At 68.0% G+C, this 15,824-nt stretch carries 13 protein-coding genes; 10 read left to right on the top strand and 3 right to left on the bottom strand.

Going from position 1 to position 15,824, the window contains the following annotated elements; translation table 11 throughout:
• The first annotated feature begins 21 nt into the window (after positions 1–21).
• A complete protein-coding gene (locus K5K93_RS00645) occupies positions 22–927 on the top strand; it encodes a LysR family transcriptional regulator (protein WP_222389128.1) in 906 nt (301 codons plus the stop codon).
• Between the two features lie 147 nt (positions 928–1,074).
• Here K5K93_RS00645 and K5K93_RS00640 read toward each other — a convergent pair whose 3' ends face one another.
• Positions 1,075–3,870 (bottom strand): glycoside hydrolase family 3 C-terminal domain-containing protein, encoded by a 2,796-nt coding sequence (locus K5K93_RS00640; RefSeq protein WP_222389123.1) that lies wholly within the window; start codon positions 3,868–3,870, stop codon positions 1,075–1,077.
• A gap of 336 nt (positions 3,871–4,206) precedes the next feature.
• Here K5K93_RS00640 and K5K93_RS00635 point away from each other — a divergent pair, with 336 nt between their 5' ends.
• Together K5K93_RS00635 and K5K93_RS00630 are read left to right on the top strand one after the other, a co-directional pair.
• Positions 4,207–4,641: a glyoxalase/bleomycin resistance/dioxygenase family protein gene (locus K5K93_RS00635; protein ID WP_025878496.1), complete on the top strand. Its 435-nt coding sequence runs from the start codon at positions 4,207–4,209 to the stop codon at positions 4,639–4,641.
• A 377-nt stretch (positions 4,642–5,018) separates the two neighbouring features.
• Positions 5,019–5,699 carry an AraC family transcriptional regulator gene (locus K5K93_RS00630; protein WP_261311889.1) on the top strand — a complete coding sequence of 227 codons (681 nt, stop codon included), beginning with the start codon at positions 5,019–5,021 and terminating at the stop codon, positions 5,697–5,699.
• Positions 5,700–5,707: 8 nt separating this feature from the next.
• On the opposite strand, the gene K5K93_RS00625 is transcribed toward K5K93_RS00630, so the two are convergent.
• On the bottom strand, positions 5,708–6,586 hold the full coding sequence (locus tag K5K93_RS00625) for a sterol desaturase family protein (RefSeq protein WP_261311888.1): 879 nt from the start codon (positions 6,584–6,586) through the stop codon (positions 5,708–5,710).
• Positions 6,587–6,985: 399 nt separating this feature from the next.
• Here K5K93_RS00625 and imuA point away from each other — a divergent pair, with 399 nt between their 5' ends.
• From imuA to K5K93_RS00605, 4 genes are all read left to right on the top strand, one after another.
• Positions 6,986–7,600: a translesion DNA synthesis-associated protein ImuA gene (imuA, locus tag K5K93_RS00620; RefSeq protein ID WP_033831381.1), complete on the top strand. Its 615-nt coding sequence runs from the start codon at positions 6,986–6,988 to the stop codon at positions 7,598–7,600.
• A 9-nt stretch (positions 7,601–7,609) separates the two neighbouring features.
• Positions 7,610–9,019, top strand: a complete 1,410-nt coding sequence (locus K5K93_RS00615; protein ID WP_222389118.1) for a DNA polymerase Y family protein — start codon at positions 7,610–7,612, stop codon at positions 9,017–9,019.
• A 5-nt stretch (positions 9,020–9,024) separates the two neighbouring features.
• Positions 9,025–12,135, top strand: coding sequence for an error-prone DNA polymerase (locus K5K93_RS00610; protein ID WP_222389108.1), 3,111 nt, complete (start codon positions 9,025–9,027; stop codon positions 12,133–12,135).
• 82 nt (positions 12,136–12,217) lie between these two features.
• Positions 12,218–12,724, top strand: a complete 507-nt coding sequence (locus tag K5K93_RS00605) for a hypothetical protein (RefSeq protein ID WP_222389105.1) — start codon at positions 12,218–12,220, stop codon at positions 12,722–12,724.
• A gap of 10 nt (positions 12,725–12,734) precedes the next feature.
• Here the strand turns inward: K5K93_RS00605 and ptsJ are convergent, their stop codons facing one another.
• Positions 12,735–14,018 (bottom strand): transcriptional regulator PtsJ, encoded by a 1,284-nt coding sequence (ptsJ, locus tag K5K93_RS00600; protein WP_222389102.1) that lies wholly within the window; start codon positions 14,016–14,018, stop codon positions 12,735–12,737.
• 75 nt (positions 14,019–14,093) lie between these two features.
• Between ptsJ and K5K93_RS00595 the strand changes: the two genes are divergently transcribed.
• The 3 genes from K5K93_RS00595 to K5K93_RS00585 are packed head-to-tail and all read left to right on the top strand — an operon-like array spanning position 14,094 to position 15,786.
• Positions 14,094–14,867, top strand: coding sequence for a YggS family pyridoxal phosphate-dependent enzyme (locus K5K93_RS00595; RefSeq protein ID WP_033831385.1), 774 nt, complete (start codon positions 14,094–14,096; stop codon positions 14,865–14,867).
• Positions 14,864–15,577, top strand: coding sequence for a glutamine amidotransferase (locus K5K93_RS00590; RefSeq protein WP_222389101.1), 714 nt, complete (start codon positions 14,864–14,866; stop codon positions 15,575–15,577). The genes K5K93_RS00595 and K5K93_RS00590 overlap by 4 nt, the downstream gene beginning before the upstream one ends.
• Positions 15,562–15,786: a hypothetical protein gene (locus tag K5K93_RS00585; RefSeq protein WP_025879228.1), complete on the top strand. Its 225-nt coding sequence runs from the start codon at positions 15,562–15,564 to the stop codon at positions 15,784–15,786. The genes K5K93_RS00590 and K5K93_RS00585 overlap by 16 nt, the downstream gene beginning before the upstream one ends.
• The last annotated feature ends 38 nt before the right edge of the window (positions 15,787–15,824 follow it).

Below are 15,824 nucleotides of genomic sequence, written 5' to 3'. Positions count from 1 at the left end.
CTGTTTTGACAATCAGCCACCATGGTCAGCCTCGATCGCTTCGATATCTTCCGTGCCGTGGTCGAGGCCGGCAGCCTGACCGCCGCCGCCGAGCGCCTGGGCCTGAGCCGGGCCGTGGTCAGCTTCAACCTGAAGCGGCTGGAGCAGGAGCTGGGGGTAACCCTGCTGCTGCGCAGTACCCGCCACCTGGCGCTGACCGAGGCCGGCGAACAGTTCCTGCAGCACTGCGTGCAGGCACTGGATGCCGCGCAGGCCGCCATCGATGCCGCGCGCCGCGACCAGCATCAACTGCAGGGCGTACTGCGCCTGACCACCACCCCGGAGTACGCGCAGCTGCGGCTGATTCCAGCTCTGGAAGCCTTCCGCGCGCAGCATCCAGCGCTGGTGCTGCATCTATCGACCTCGCCAGCCCCGGCCGACCTGATTCCCGAGCGCTTCGACCTGGCGATCCGCCTCGGCCGCCTGCCCGATTCGCAACTGCATGCCACCGAGCTGGAACGTCACCCGCTGTGCGCAGTCGCCGCTCCGGCATTGCTGGCGCGCCTGGGGTCCGGCAGGGCGGTGGATGATCCGGTGCTGCTGGGCACCCTGCCCCGCCTCGGCTATCCGCGCCTGGCCGATGTGCCAGTGGTCGCGCCGGATGGCAGCGATGCATTGTTTGCCACCAATCCGGGCAACGCGGTGATCCGCGTGGATGGGGCCAGCAGCCTGCGCGCGTTCGCCGTGGCCGGTGCAGGAGTGACCGTGCTGCCACGCTGGCTGATCGAGGACGATCTCGCCCACGACCGCCTGCGGCCGGTGCTGCGCCAGCATCGATTCCCGCAGCAGAGCGTGTACGCGGTGTACCCGCACAGCAGCCAGCCCTCGCCGAAGGTGCGGCAGCTGATCGATTTCCTGCGCGGGTGGTTTGGTGACGACGCCAGCTGAATCCTTCGCCCGCCGGGCACGGCCCGGCGCTACCGGGATGCCCGTAATCGGGTAGCGCCGGGCCATGCCCGGCCAGCGCAGCGGCACCCCGTAAACAGACACGGCCCCTTGCGGGGCCGTGTCTTCAACCATCAGTACCGCAGCGGATCAGCGCAGCACCTGCTCCACCAGCTGCACGTCCACCGTCTGCAGCGGCTCGGCGGCGTTGCGCGACAGCTGCACCTGGTAGGTGCCGCCATCGATCTTCCACTGGCGGGCCTGTGCATCGTAATGGGCCAGGGTCTTCGGCTCGGCTTCGATGCGGATGCGGCGCTGCTCGCCCGGCTGCAACTCGACCTTGTCGTAGCCGATCAGGCGGATCGGCGTGGTGCTGCCGGCCGGCAGCTTCAGGTACAGCTGGGCGACGTCGGCACCGGCGCGCTTGCCGGTGTTGCGGATGTCGACGCTGGCAACCAGGCGCGAACCCTCCACGCTCACCTTCAGGTTTTCATAGGCGAACGAGGTGTAGGACAGGCCGTGGCCGAAGGCGAAGGTCGGGGTCAGGCCCTTGGCCGCCATCCACTTGTAGCCGACGTTGGCGCCTTCGATATCGAAATCGAACACATCGCCGAACGGCTTGGCCGGCTTGAAGCCAAGGCCATCGATGTGCGGGCGCGGCAACTGCGATTCGTCCACCACCCAGGTCACCGGCAGGCGGCCGGACGGATTGGCCTGGCCGGTCAGCAGTGCGGCAATGCCTTCACCGCCACGGATACCCGGGTACCAGGCCTGCAGCACCGCCGGCACCTGCGCCAGCCACGGCGTACGCACCGGGCCGTTGGTTTCCAGCACCAGCACGGTCTTCGGGTTGGCCTTGGCCACCGCCGAAATCAACGCATCCTGGTTGTCCGGCAGCTGCATGTCCGGCAGGTCCACCGATTCGGCCGCCCACTGGGTGGCGAACACGATGGCCACATCCGCCTGTGCAGCAGCCTTGGCCGCAGCGGCGGCATTGGTGCCGTCCACATAGGTGATGGTGGCGTCCGGACGCGCGGCACGCAGCGATTCCAACGGCGAGGACGGATGGAAGATCACCGGGCCCGGCCAGGTGGTCGGCAGCACGCCCGGCACCGCGTTGGTGCCCTTGGCCGTGACGCCCACCATCGACGAACCACCGCCACCGATCACGCCCTTGTCCGCATGGCCACCGATGATGACGATGCGCTTGGCGCTGTCGGCCAGCGGCAGCAGGCTGCCTTCATTGCGCAGCAGCACGCTGCCTTCTTCCACCGTGCGCTGGGCCACGGCGAAACCGGCTTCGGCGTCGACCTTCTGGTGCTGCGGCGGGTTGTCAAAGTTGCCGTGCAGGAACATCGTGCGCAGGATGCGCGCGACCATGTCGTTCAGGCGCGCCTGCGGTACCACGCCGCCGTGCACGGCCAGGCGCAGCGGCTCATCGAAGAACACCGCCGCATCGAACACTTCACCGGCGGACTGCTGGTCCAGGCCGGCCAGCGCCGCCTTCGAACCGCTGTGCACGCCGCCCCAGTCGGACATCACGAAACCGGGGAATTTCCACTCCTGCTTCAGCACCTGGTTCATCAGGTAGCCGTTTTCGCAGCCGTAGGTACCGTTGATCTTGTTGTACGAGCACATCGCCACGCCCGGGCGGCCAGCTTCCAGCGCGATCTCGAACGCCAGCAGATCCGACTCGTGCATGGCCTGCTCGCCAATGCGCACGTCGTGGAAGTTGCGGCGGGTCTCCATGTCGTTCAGCGCGAAGTGCTTCATCGAGGAGATCACGTGCTGGCTCTGCACGCCCTGGATCACTGCGCCGACCATCGAACCGGCCAGCAGCGGGTCTTCACCGGCGTATTCGAAGTTGCGGCCGTTACGCGGGTCACGCTGCAGGTTGACGCTGCCGGACAGCAGGATGTTGAAGCGCTGCTGCCAGGCTTCGCGACCCATCGTCGCGCCACCGGCAAAGGCAACACCGCGGTTCCAGGTGGACGCCGTGGACGGGCCCGACGGCATGGCGGTGGCGAAATCACCCGGGCGGATGCCACCGGGATTGGTCACGCCCACGCCGGCGTCGGCCGACTGCTGCGACGGAATGCCCAAGCGCGCTACGCCCGGCACGAAACCGGCCGAACCCACTGCACCTTCCGGCAGCTTGCCACCGTCCTTGCCCAGCCCGAAGTAGCTGTGCAGCATCTGGAACTTCTCGTCCTCGGTCATCGCCTTCAGCAGCAGCGCAGCGCGCGCATCGGCGGTGAGCGTGGTATCCATCCACGGCTGCTCGCCGCCCTTGTCCGCCGCATAGGCCAGGGTCAGCAGGGTTGCACGCAGCGCGCTGCCTTCAACCTTGAACGGCGCACTGCTGGCGGCCTGGAAGCCATCGCTGAAATAGCTGGCATCGGCCTCCAGGGCCACGCGTGCCGGATCGAAGCCGGCCGCTTTGGCCGACTCACCGGCCACCGCACCGAGCAGCACCGCCGGCGCGCCCAGTCGCGAACGCGACACCAGTGCCGGCAACTGCGAAGCACCGGCGCCAGCGTCGGTGTACACCGCCACTGCATGGCGGCCGTCATCCAGGCGCAGGTAGTTCAGGCCCGGCTGGTCGGGGCCGGATTCGGCGGCGATCGGCAGCCGGGTCAACACGGCCTGGCCGTGCTGGGTCTGGCCGTCATCCTTGCTGGCGGCGATGAAGCGGTACTGGTAGCCCAGGCCATCGGCCAGCAGCTGCAGCGGATCGACCTGGCCGATGCCGCGCTGTACCTGGCGAACGCTGACCGCATCCACCTGCAGGGTCTTCAACTGGGCAGCCAGGGCCGGCATCGCGTCCGCGGTCGGCGCCTGTTCCAGCGTCAGCACGGTGAAGGCGGCGGAGTCGGCCCAGGCCGGGGCGGCCAGTGCGGCAGACAGGGCCAGGGACAGGGCGAGCGGCTTTGTAAACGTTTTCATCGACGGGCGTAATTCCGTTGCCAAGGCAATCGGTCCAGGGAAAGTGCCGCCGAAGGGTGCAGCGTCATGCCGCGCATGCGTTGCCGGGCAACGCCTTGCAGGCCAGAGGACGGGCCGGTCTGCGCGCGGGACCCTCCTCCCGTGCGTGACAACCTGCCTGTCCGGGCCGCGCAGGGCGACCCATCATGTGAAGAGTGTGCGAGGGCGTTCATCGCTGTCAACAGGACCTAAGTCACAGGCGCGATGTGCGGACTGGTTATCAGCCCATCACCGGCGGTCATCAACGGGCTGCACGGCGCTGCCGATAATGGTTCTCCCCGGCGACGATTCGAGCCCATGACCGTACATCGCGACTTCGACCATCTCTGGCGCGACCGCTGTGACACCTCCAGCCAGCGCAGCCCGCGCGTGCTGATCCGGGTGTTCGTCGCCCCCGGCGAACTGGAACGCAGCGTGGCCTTCTACGAGCAGCTGCAGGGCGTGGTCGCCGATGCCGGCTTTCCGTTTCCCGATGCGGGCCTGCGGCTGGCGATGGTCGGTGCGTTCCTGCTGATCGAAGGCTGCGACGAGGCGCTGGCGCCGTTCACGTCGACCACGGGCACGTTGCTGGTCGACGACGTTCGGCCTTATCACGACAAGCTGGTGGCCGCCGGCGCCGAGATCATCTTTCCGCTGCAGGTGGTACCGACCGGTGCGGCGTTCAATGCGGTGCATCCCGATGGCACCGTGGTCGAGTACGTGCACCACCGGCCGGACCCGCAGGGGCGGTGAGGTGGCGGCCGGGCTGCGCCCGGCACCCGCAGAGGCAACGGCAACTGCAACAGCAATAGCCGAAGCAAAAGCTGGGCTCCTGTTGGTAGGCGGGGCAGGTCCGGTTGCGGGGGACGGCGCAAGTACGTCCATGTAGCCTCGGTCGCCGCTTGCTCGTGTGCGCTGTCCTGCGCACACGGCAAGACCGGGGTTGGGCATCCTGCCCAACCCGCCCGAGGCATGCCTCGGGCCCATGGCGCTCACGCCCCCGCAACCGGACCCACCCCGCCTTCGACAGATTCCCGGCGCGCAGTAGATCCACGCCATGCGTGGATGTTTTTCCCATGAACTTTTGCGGCATACGTCATCCACGCATGGCGTAGATCTACAATTCCTCCATGTCCTCCCCCGCTCTACCCTGGAATGGCACCCTGCTGCTGGATGCACACGTGGCTGTGCTGCAGGGCCACGCCGGTGACAGTGACACGCACGCGCACTACGCCCATCAGCTGCTGCTGAGCGAGGGCGACCCTTGGCAGGTCGAGATCGATGGCGTGCAGCAGCAGGGCCAACGGCTGTGGCTGCGCTCCTTCCAATCGCACGCGATCCTGTCGGCGCCCGCTGACGGCTGCACGGTGTTCCTCGAACCGGCACATGCCGACCTCGAACAGATCCAGCAGCATCTGCAGTCGTTGCCCGGCAATGCTGCGCAGCTGCACGAGTGGCTGCCGCGACTGAGCCGCCCACAGCCCCTGGACCGCCGTGTGCAGGCGGCGCTGGCCCGCATCACCCAGCACCTGCCCGGCCCGGTGCCAGCCGCCGATATCGCCGAGGCCGCGCATCTGTCGACCAGCCAGCTGCATCGGCGCTTCCAGTCCGAGCTGGCAGTGACCCTGCGCGGTTGGGTGCTGTGGCAACGGCTGCGCAGTGCGCTGGCGCATCATCTGCGCGGGCACAGCCTGACCGACAGCGCGCATGCCGCCGGTTTCGCCGATCTTCCCCACCTCTCGCGCAGCCTGCGCCGCATGTTCGGCATCGGTGCCGCGCAACTGCAGGGCCTGCAGCTGCGCGCGGCCTGACGCATCGATCACCCGCGCCTGCGCAGTCCTTCCGGAAGCTTCGGCACCTCGCCATGGGGCAGCGCGCGGAAGGGCGCCAGCAGTTGTGCGGAATACGCCTGCGGATAGTCCGGCTGGCTGCCGATGCCCAGGTCACGCTGCCGCAACCGATAGCCCGGTGCATCAAACGCGGTCCCCAGCAGGTGGTCCCACACGGTGAAAAACAAACCGAAATTGACATCACCTGCGGTGCCATAGCGGATGTGGTGGAAGCGGTGCAGCGGTGCCCATGCCATCACCCGGCCCAACACTCCCGGGCGCATGTCCACGTTGGAATGCTGCAGCAGCAGCTGGATCGCGATGGCGAACGCCAGCACCGCGGCCACCGGCATCGGCATGCCCAACAGCAGCAGCGGCAGTACGCCGCCCACCGCTTCGGCGGCCTGGTGCAGTGGGTGTTTCATCAAACCATTGAAGCCATACATGCGGGTCACGCTGTGATGCACCGCATGCAACCGCCACAACCAGCCGATGCGATGGCTGGCGTAATGCACCAGGGTGATGCCAAGGTCAGCGGCGATGATCGCCACCAGCACCTGCAGCGCGAATGGCCACTGCGTCGGCCATACGTGCCAGGGCATGATTGCCGCCAGCAGCGGCACCGTGGCGATCGACAGCAGGTTCAGGCTTTCATTGACCAGCGCATGCAGGACATCGCGCAGGCGGTCACCCTGGTCGTGGTTGAACGCCGGATCGTATGGCCACAGCCGTTCGGCAGCGAACGACACCGCGATGGCGACAGCCAGCAAGGCAAGCAGCCACAATGGGTCACCGTGATGGTGACCGACCCATACGATGGCGGCAGTGACAAAACCCAGCAGGAACAACGGGGCATACAGGCGGAGCATCCAGTGCTTCATGGCTGACTCTGAAAGTGAGGGGCCTGAATGCTGGCGCGGCATGCGGGCTGCCGGCTTGAACAAACAGCGCAACCCCGCGTCCGCTCACGTTGAATGCCCACCTTGGTGGGCGATTCACGTCTGGCGTGGATCTACTGCGCGAAGGCCGGCTTTCCCGCATCCAGGCCCCCGTTCCCCAGTAGATCCACGCCATGCGTGGATGCTTTGCCTCCTTCAGCAAGCTGAAACCCTGCCCTCCGATTTCATTAGTAATATTACTCACAAGCCGAGTAGCATGTCCGGTCTCAGCCCCTGATATCGGCCTGTCGATACTCGCTCCATGCCTGCCGTTTCCGCCCACTTCTGCCGCTTCCCGCCAGCCCGGCGCCTCCCCCGGAGGACCGGCTGATGGGCGCCGTCGTCGCACTCGACCGCCTGCTGGACGGCCGCCAGGTCTGGCGCGGGCCGGCACGCCAGGGGCAGGCCAGCGACCATCTGGCCAGTGGCCATCCGGCGCTGGACGCGCGCCTGCCCGGCGGTGGCTGGCCAGCCAGCGGGCTGTGCGAAGTACTGCAGGCCGCACCCGGGGTCGGTGAACTGGCCCTGGTCTGGCCGGCACTGGCAAAGCTGAGCCAGCACCCACGGCCGATCGTGCTGGTCGCCCCACCCCATCGCCCGCACGCCCCGGCATGGGCCGCCGCCGGGCTCGACCTGGCCCAGCTGCAGATCATCCACGCCGCACCGAAGCAGGCGCTGTGGGCGGCCGAGCAGTGCCTGCGCTCTGCCGCCTGCGCCGCCGTGCTGTGCTGGCCGCAGCAGGCCGACGATCGTGCCCTGCGCCGCCTGCAGGTCGCCGCTGACAGCGGCCAGTGCCTGGGTTTCGTGTTCCGCGAGGCCCGCGCCGCCCGCAACCCCTCCCCGGCCAGCCTGCGCCTGCAGCTCGACCATGGCCAGGTGCGGGTGCTGAAGTGCCGCGGCGGGCTGCCACCAGCGCAGCCGTTGCCGCTGGCCATCGCCCACTGAGGCCGCGCCATGCACTGGGCCTGCCTGTTGTTGCCGCAGCTGGCGCTGGACAGCGTGCTGCGCCTGCAGCCCGATCCACAGCGGCCACTGGTACTGCTGCAGGGGCCGGCGCAGCGTCGTGTGCTGCGTGCGGTCAGCCCTGCCGCGCGGGCAGCGGGGCTGCGCCCGGGCATGCTGCTGTCGGCCGCGCAGGTGCTGGTGCAGGACCTGCAGCTGCATGACTACGATCCCAGCGCCGAACAGCACACCCGGCAGTTGCTGGCCAGCTGGCTGTATGCCACCAGTTCGCTGGTCAGCCTTGATTTTCCGCATGCGCTGGTGCTGGAGATCGGTGCCAGCCGTGCCCTGTTCGGCGATTGGCTGACGATCGAACAACGCCTGCGCAACGGCCTGCACGACCTGGGCTTCCGCCATCGCCTGGTCGCTGCTCCCAACCCGCATGCCGCGCGCGTGCTGGCCAATGTGCACGATGGCCTTGGCATCGATGCGCAGCAGCTGCCCGCCGCACTGGCACAGCTGCCGCTGGCGCGTAGTGGCCTGCCCGCTGATGCAGTGACCGTGCTGGCACGCTCCGGCCTGCGCACGCTGGGGGCGGCCTTCGACCTGCCGCGCGAAAGCCTGGCCCGCCGCTTCGCCCCCGAGGTACTGCAGCAGCTGGATGCCGTGCGCGGTTTGGGCAACGCGCCGCTGCGCTATTACCAGCCGCCGGACCGGTTCGATGCGCGCATCGAATTCGAATACGAGATCGAATCCAGCCAGGCCCTGCTGTTCCCGCTGCGGCGCCTGCTGCTGGACCTGGCCGCATTCCTGTGTTCGCGCGATGGCGGAGTGCAGCGTTTCGATCTGCATTTCGAGCATGACCTGCTGCCGGCCAGCGTGCTGACCATCGGCCTGCTGGCCCCCGAACGCGATGCGGCGCTGCTGTTCGAGATCGCACGCAACCGCATGGAAGCCTTCGCCCTGCCCGCCGGCAGCCGTGCGCTGCGCCTGCAGGCCGAGCAGCTGCCGCCGTTCGTACCGGCCGCACGTGACCTGTTCGATACCCGCCCGGCGCAGGCGATGCCATGGACCCAGCTGCGCGAGCGCCTGCGTGCCCGCCTCGGCGATGACGCCGTGCAGCCACTGGCCGTGCAGGCCGACCACCGCCCCGAACGCGCCAGTGGCACCCAGCCACCGGCCAAGCCACCCGCTTGGTGGCCGCTGCGCCCCGGCTGGCTGCTGGAGACGCCACAGCCGCTGCGCGATCCGCGCCTGCGCATCGTCGCCGGGCCGGAACGGATCGAATCGGGCTGGTGGGACCAGGCCGATGCACGCCGCGACTATTACGTGGTGGAAACCGCGCAGGGCCAGCGGGGCTGGGCCTTCCGCACGCGCAATGATCCGCATGCGCCGTGGATGCTGCACGGCTGGTTCGGTTGAACCCCATGCACACCGATCTGCCCGGATACGCCGAACTGCACTGCCTGTCGGCCTTCAGCTTCCAGCGTGGCGCGTCCACCGCCGAGGAACTGTTCGCACGCGCCGCCGGCCAGGGTTACCGCGCGTTGGCCATCACCGACGAATGCTCGTTGGCTGGCATCGTGCGCGCATGGCAGGCGGCGAAGACGCACGGCGTGGCGCTGATCGTCGGTGCCGAATTCCAGGTTGAAGACGGGCCCAAGCTGGCCCTGCTGTGCACCAACCAGGCCGCTTACGCCGGACTGTGCCAGCTGATCACCACCTGTCGCCGGCGGGCAGCCAAGGGCGGATACCGCTGCCTGCGCGAGGATCTGCACGGACTGCCCGAGGGCCTGCTGTGCCTGTGGCTGGACCGGCAACCGGCGGCCACCGAACTGGAACTGCTGCGCCGTTGTTTTCCGCAGCGCCTGTGGCTGGCCGTGGAGCTGCACCACGAACACGACGACACGCGCCGGCTGCAGCAGCTGCAGGCCTTCGGCGAGCGCCACCAGTTGCCGCTGGTCGCCAGTGGCGACGTGCACATGCACGTGCGCCGGCGTCGTGCCTTGCAGGACACGCTGACCGCGATCCGCCACCGCTGCAGCGTGGCCGAGGCTGGCTGGCGCCTGTTTGCCAACGGCGAGCGCCATCTGCGCCCGCGCACTGCACTGGCCCAGCTGTATCCGCCCGACCTGCTGGCAGAAACCCTGCGCATCGCCGAACGCTGCCACTTCTCCCTGGACCAGCTGAAATACAGCTACCCGCGCGAACTGGTGCCCGAAGGCCACGACCCGGACAGCTGGCTGCGCGTGCTGGTCGAGCGCGGCATTCCCTGGCGTTGGAAAAAGGGCATCGAGCCAGCCCAGCGCAAGCAGATCGAGCACGAACTGGCACTGATCAAGCAGAAGCAGTACGCCTCCTATTTCCTCACCGTGCAGGACATCGTGCGCTTCGCCCGCAGCCAGGACATCCTCTGCCAGGGCCGTGGCTCGGCCGCCAATTCAGCGGTGTGCTTCGTGCTGGGTGTAACCGAGATCGACCCGGCGCGCAGCAACCTGCTGTTCGAGCGCTTCATCTCGGCCGAGCGTGATGAACCACCGGACATCGACATCGACTTCGAACACGAGCGCCGCGAGGAAGTGCTGCAGTACGTGTTCAACCGCTATGGCCGCGAGCGTGCCGCGCTGACGGCGGTGGCGATCAGCTACCGTGGCCGCAGCGCGATCCGCGATGTCGCCCGTGCGCTGGGCCTGCCGATGGACCAGGTCAACGAGCTGGGCGCGGCGATGGACCATTGGGGCGGCAACATTCCGTTGCCGGAAACCCTGCGCGAGCGCGGCTTCGATCCGGAAACACCGTTGATGCGCCGGCTGCTGGCATTGACCGCCGAGCTGATCGATTTTCCGCGCCATCTGTCGCAGCATCCGGGCGGCTTCGTGATTTCCGAACATCCGCTGTCGACGCTGGTGCCGGTGGAGAACGCGGCGATGGCCGACCGCACCGTCATCCAGTGGGACAAGGACGACCTGGACGCCACCGGCCTGATGAAGGTCGACTGCCTGGCACTGGGCATGCTCACCGCCATCCGCAAATGCCTGGCGATGCTGCAGCAGCACGGCCTGCACGAAGGACGCATGGATGCAATCAAGGACGATGACAAGCCGACCTACGACATGATCTGCGCCGCCGACACCATCGGCGTGTTCCAGATCGAGTCGCGCGCGCAGATGGCGATGCTGCCACGCATGCAGCCGCGTAATTTCTATGACCTGGTGATCGAGGTGGCGATCGTGCGCCCTGGCCCGATCCAGGGCGACATGGTCCATCCCTACCTGGAACGTCGGCGGATCCTGCGCGAACAAGGCGTGGATGCGTTGAACGATCCGGACAACCCACTCTATCCCCCCCAGCTCGACCGCGTGTTCGCGCGCACTCTGGGCGTGCCCTTGTTCCAGGAGCAGGTGATGCAGCTGGCGGTAGATGCGGCCAACTACACCGCAGGCGAAGCCGATGCACTGCGCCGTTCGATGGCCGCCTGGAAGCGTCGTGGCGGCCTGGAACCGCACCGCGAAAAGCTGCTGACGGGCATGTTGAAAAACGGCTTCAGTCTGGAATATGGCGAGCACCTGTTCGAGCAGATCAAGGGCTTCGGCGACTACGGTTTTCCGGAAAGCCACGCGGCCAGCTTCGCCCTGCTCACCTATGCCAGCTGCTGGCTGAAGTGCCACCACCCGGCTGCATTCACCGCCAGCCTGATCAACAGCCAGCCACTGGGCTTCTACAGCCCCGACCAGCTGCTGCAGGATGCGCGCCGGCATGGCATCACGGTACTGCCGGTGGACGTGCGTCACAGCGACTGGGATTGCACACTGGACTTCAGCAAGGGCGCGGCGGCAATCCGGCTCGGCCTGCGCCTGGTCGATGGCTGCAGCGAACCGGCCGCGCAGATCATCATGCGTGAACGCGCACGGCGCCCCTTCGACGATGTCGGCGATCTCTGCCAGCGCACCGCACTGGATCGCCGCCAGCAGGGCCTGCTCGCCGATGCCGGCGCCCTGCGCGGCCTCAGCGGCCATCGCCACCGCGCACGCTGGGATATCTCCGGCGTGGAGAACCGCCTGCCGTTGTTCGACCAGGCCCGGGCCACCGCCGAAGCGCGCGTGGCCCTGCCCCTGCCCAGCGCCTGGGAAGACATGCAGGCCGATTACCGCAGCACCGGCACCACCCTCGGCCGCCATCCGATGTCGTTCCTGCGTGCGCAGCTGCGAACCCGTGGCTGCCTGGATGCCGCGCAGCTGGCCAACCATGGTCATGGCCGGCGCGTACGCATCGCCGGCCTGGTACGCATGCGCCAGCGCCCGCAGACCGCCAGCGGTGTCACCTTCCTTACCCTGGAAGATGAAACCGGCATGGTCAACGCCGTAGTCTGGCGACATCTGGCCGACCGCCAGCACCACGTCCTGGTAGACACGCAACTGATGCAGATCGACGGCCGGCTGGAACGCGTGGATGGCGTGCAGCATGTGATCGTGCAGCGCATGCACTGCCTGGACGAACTGCTACAGGGACTGCGCAGCCACAGCCGCGACTTCCATTGACGATACACACCGTCACACAACGAACTGGCCACGGCCAACCGGATTCCGCTATCGTCGGCCACGTCCAAGGAAGGAATACACAATGGCTCGTGCCCTGACCCTGACCACCCTGGTGGTCGCCCTGCTCGCGTTGCTCGTTTCCGGCTGGACAGCCTGGAACCTGCATCGCAGCCAGTCACCACACCGCGTGATCGAAGCGCGCGGCCTGATCATCCACGATGCCAGCGGCCAGCCGCGGGTGATCCTTGGCGCCCCGGTTCCCGACCCCCTCAGCCGGGGCCGCCCGCAGGGGCCGCGTGCCACCGCCCTGTCCGGCCTGATCCTGCTCGGCCCCGATGGCTCCGAGCGCGGCGGCTACGGCACCAGCGACCGGGGTGGCGAAGCCCTGCTGACCCTTGACGATGCCACCGGCACCACCGAAGTCTTCAAGGTGGTCGCCAACCCGGACCGCGGCGCCAGCCTGATGGTCAAGCACCAGAACAACACCGGCGCCATGCTGAGTTCCTGGCAGGGCAAGCCGGAGCTGGTGTTCCTCGACGACAGCGGCCAGTCCTACTACGTGCGCCCCGGCGCCAGCGCTGCGCCCTGAGCGCGCACGCTCAGCGCACCACCGCCGCCAGGTCATCGGCCAACCGACGTTGCTGCGGCGGGCCGAGTGCCGCACAGGTGATGCGCAACCCATGCGCCGGTGCAGACACCGCAAAGACTTCACCCCCACGCACATGCCAGCCACGTGCCGCCAGTGCCAGCACCTGCGGCGTGCTGTCGGCCGGCAGTGGCAGCCACAGATTCAAGCCTTCCATCGGTATCGGTGTCGGCAGCCCGCGCGCCTGCAGCAGGGCCTGCAGACCCTGCAGCCGCTGCTGGTAGCGCTCACCGGCGGCAGCCACCTTCGCCCGTTGCTGCGCCGACTCCAATACCGAACTGGCTGCATCCTGCAGCAGATGGCTGACCCAGCCGGTGCCCGCCGCCAAGCGCAGGCGCAGGCGCACCGCGGTCTGCCCATCGCAGGCCAACCAGGCCACGCGCAGGTCCGGGCCCAATGCCTTGGACAACGAACGCAGCAGCGCCCAACGCCGACCGTCCATCGGCAGCACCGAGTGATAGGCCTGTTGCGAGAGCAGGGCGTAGTGATCGTCGACCAGCACCGCCACCTGCGGATAGCCGGCCAGCAACTGGCGCAGCGCACGCGCACGCTTCGCATCCAGGCTGGCACCGGTGGGATTGTGCGCGCGTGGGGTCAGCAGCACCGCACGTGCACCCGCATCCAACGCCTGCCGCAGTGATTCCACCTGCATGCCGTGCGTATCCACCGCCACCGGCAACGGCACGTGTCCGGCCGCACCGAGGACATTGAGGCTGCCCAGGAAACAGGGATCCTCCACCGCGATGCGGTCCCCCGGCAGCAGCCACGCCGACAGCAGGCGCTCGATGCCATCGACCGCGCCGTGGCTCAGTTCCAGCGCATAGTCCGGCGGGCAATCGGCATCCAGCGAGGCCCGTGCCAGGCGTTGCATGCGTGGATCAACCGTCTCCACCCCATACAGGCGCGGAGCCGTCGCAGCCACGCGGAGGCTGGGCAGGCAGCGCGGATCCGGATTGCCGCCGGCCAGATCATGCAGGGCCAACCCCGGCGCACTGCCCTCGCGTGCCATCGTCGCCGGTAGGCCGCGCACCACGGTGCCGCGACGTCCCGCCGTACTGGCCAGCCCCGCTGCATCCAGCCGCTTGTAGGCCGCCGCCACGGTGTTGCGGTTGACCCCCAGCTGATCGGCCAGATCGCGTACCGGCGGCAGCACGCTGCCGGCTGCCAGATGGCCGCTACCGATGCCCTCGCGGATGCTGTCGAAGATCGCTTCGGCGCTGTTCCCGGTGATTTTCATTTTGTCCTATGCCAAACTATATCTTGTCCTGTGCCAGTGTATCCCACCCTGGCCACCCCGCACCGGAGGTGCCCCATGTCCCTCGCCGCCGCCGACTGGCCCGTCGCCCAGTCCGTCGAACAGATCGCCGCCAATCTCGCCACCGTGCACCAGCGCATCGCCAGCGCCTGTGCCCGCGCCGGTCGTGATCCGGCCAGCGTGCGCCTGCTACCGGTCAGCAAGACCGTCGATGAAGCACGCATCCGCATGGCCGTAGCCGCCGGTTGCCACCAACTGGGGGAAAACAAGGTGCAGGAGGCGCAGCGCAAGGCCGAGGCCATGGCTGACCTTGGCGTGCACTGGTCGGTCATTGGCCACCTGCAGACCAACAAGGCCCGGTACGTCGCACGCTTCGCCAGCGAGTTCCAGGCGCTGGACAGCCTGCGCGTGGCCGAGGCGCTGCAGCAGCGGCTGCTGCTGGAGGACCGTACGCTGGATGTGTTCGTACAGGTCAACACCTCGGCCGAGCCCAGCAAATACGGCCTGGAGCCGGCTGCGGTGGCCGACTTCGTGCAGCAGCTGCCCGCCTTCGACCGCCTGCGCGTGCGTGGCCTGATGACCCTCGCCATCTTCACCCCCGAGGTGGAACGCGTACGCGCCTGCTTCGTGCGCCTGCGCGAGCTGCGCGACCAGCTGCAGCAGACGGCGCCGGCAGGCCTGGACCTGTCGCAGCTGTCGATGGGCATGTCCGGTGATTTTGAAGTCGCCATCGAGGAAGGTGCCACCGTCGTCCGCGTTGGCCAAGCGATCTTCGGTGCACGCTCCACGCCCGACAGCTTCTACTGGCCCACCCCGGGAGCACCGGCATGAAGCGCGCCGTTGCCCTGCAGCACGTGGCCTTTGAAGATCTTGGCACCCTGCATCCGCTGCTGCTCGCGCAGGGATGGCAGGTACATACACTGCAAGCCGGCGTGGATGCACTCGATGCTGCCGAAGATGCCGATCTGCTGGTGGTGCTGGGTGGCCCGATCAGCGTCAACGATGGATCGGCCTACCCGTTCCTCGCCGACAGCACCGCGTTGCTGCAGCGTCGCCTGCAGCAACAGCGGCCGACGCTGGGCATCTGCTTGGGCGCCCAGTTGATGGCGCGCGCACTGCATGCGGTCGTTGCCCCCACCGGCGGCAAGGAAATTGGTTTCGCACCGCTGCTGCTCACCGATGAAGGCCAGCGCTCGCCTTTGCAGGCATTACAGGGCATCCCGGTGCTGCACTGGCATGGTGAAGCCTTCGAACTGCCGGAGGGCGCACGCCGCCTCGCCAGTACGCCCGCCTGTCGCCACCAGGCCTTCGCCATCGCCCACCATGCACTCGCCCTGCAATGCCATCCGGAACTGGATGCGCGCCAGTTCGAGCGCTGGCTGATCGGCCACGCGCTGGAACTGGCCGCGGCCGGCATCGATCCCATCGACCTGCGCGCGCAGGCCCGCCGCTACGGCGGGCCTCTCGCCGCTGCGGCGACCGCGATGTTCCAACAGTGGCTGCACGACCTGCCGGAGACCCGCCCATGCACTACCGCCTGACCATCCAGCACAACGGCATCCACTGGGGCCATTTCGACTGTGACGGTCCCAATGCGCTGCAACGCATCGATGCCATCGCCGCACGCCTGCCCGCCGCCGAAGGCTTCAGCCTGCAACGGCAGAAGGGCATCGGCGAGGAGCGCATCCTCTCCAGCACTGCCGATGGCCTGCGCGTGCTGGCCGCGCAGATCCAATACCGCGATCTCTGATCCCCAGGTGATGCGGCATTGACCCAACGCATGCTGCG

The sequence above is a fragment of the Stenotrophomonas sp. DR822 genome (assembly GCF_019793815.1).
GTDB classification, from domain to species: Bacteria; Pseudomonadota; Gammaproteobacteria; order Xanthomonadales; family Xanthomonadaceae; genus Stenotrophomonas; species Stenotrophomonas indicatrix.
Note: the sequence above shows the minus strand (reverse complement) of the source record. Positions and strands in the feature narration are given on the sequence as shown.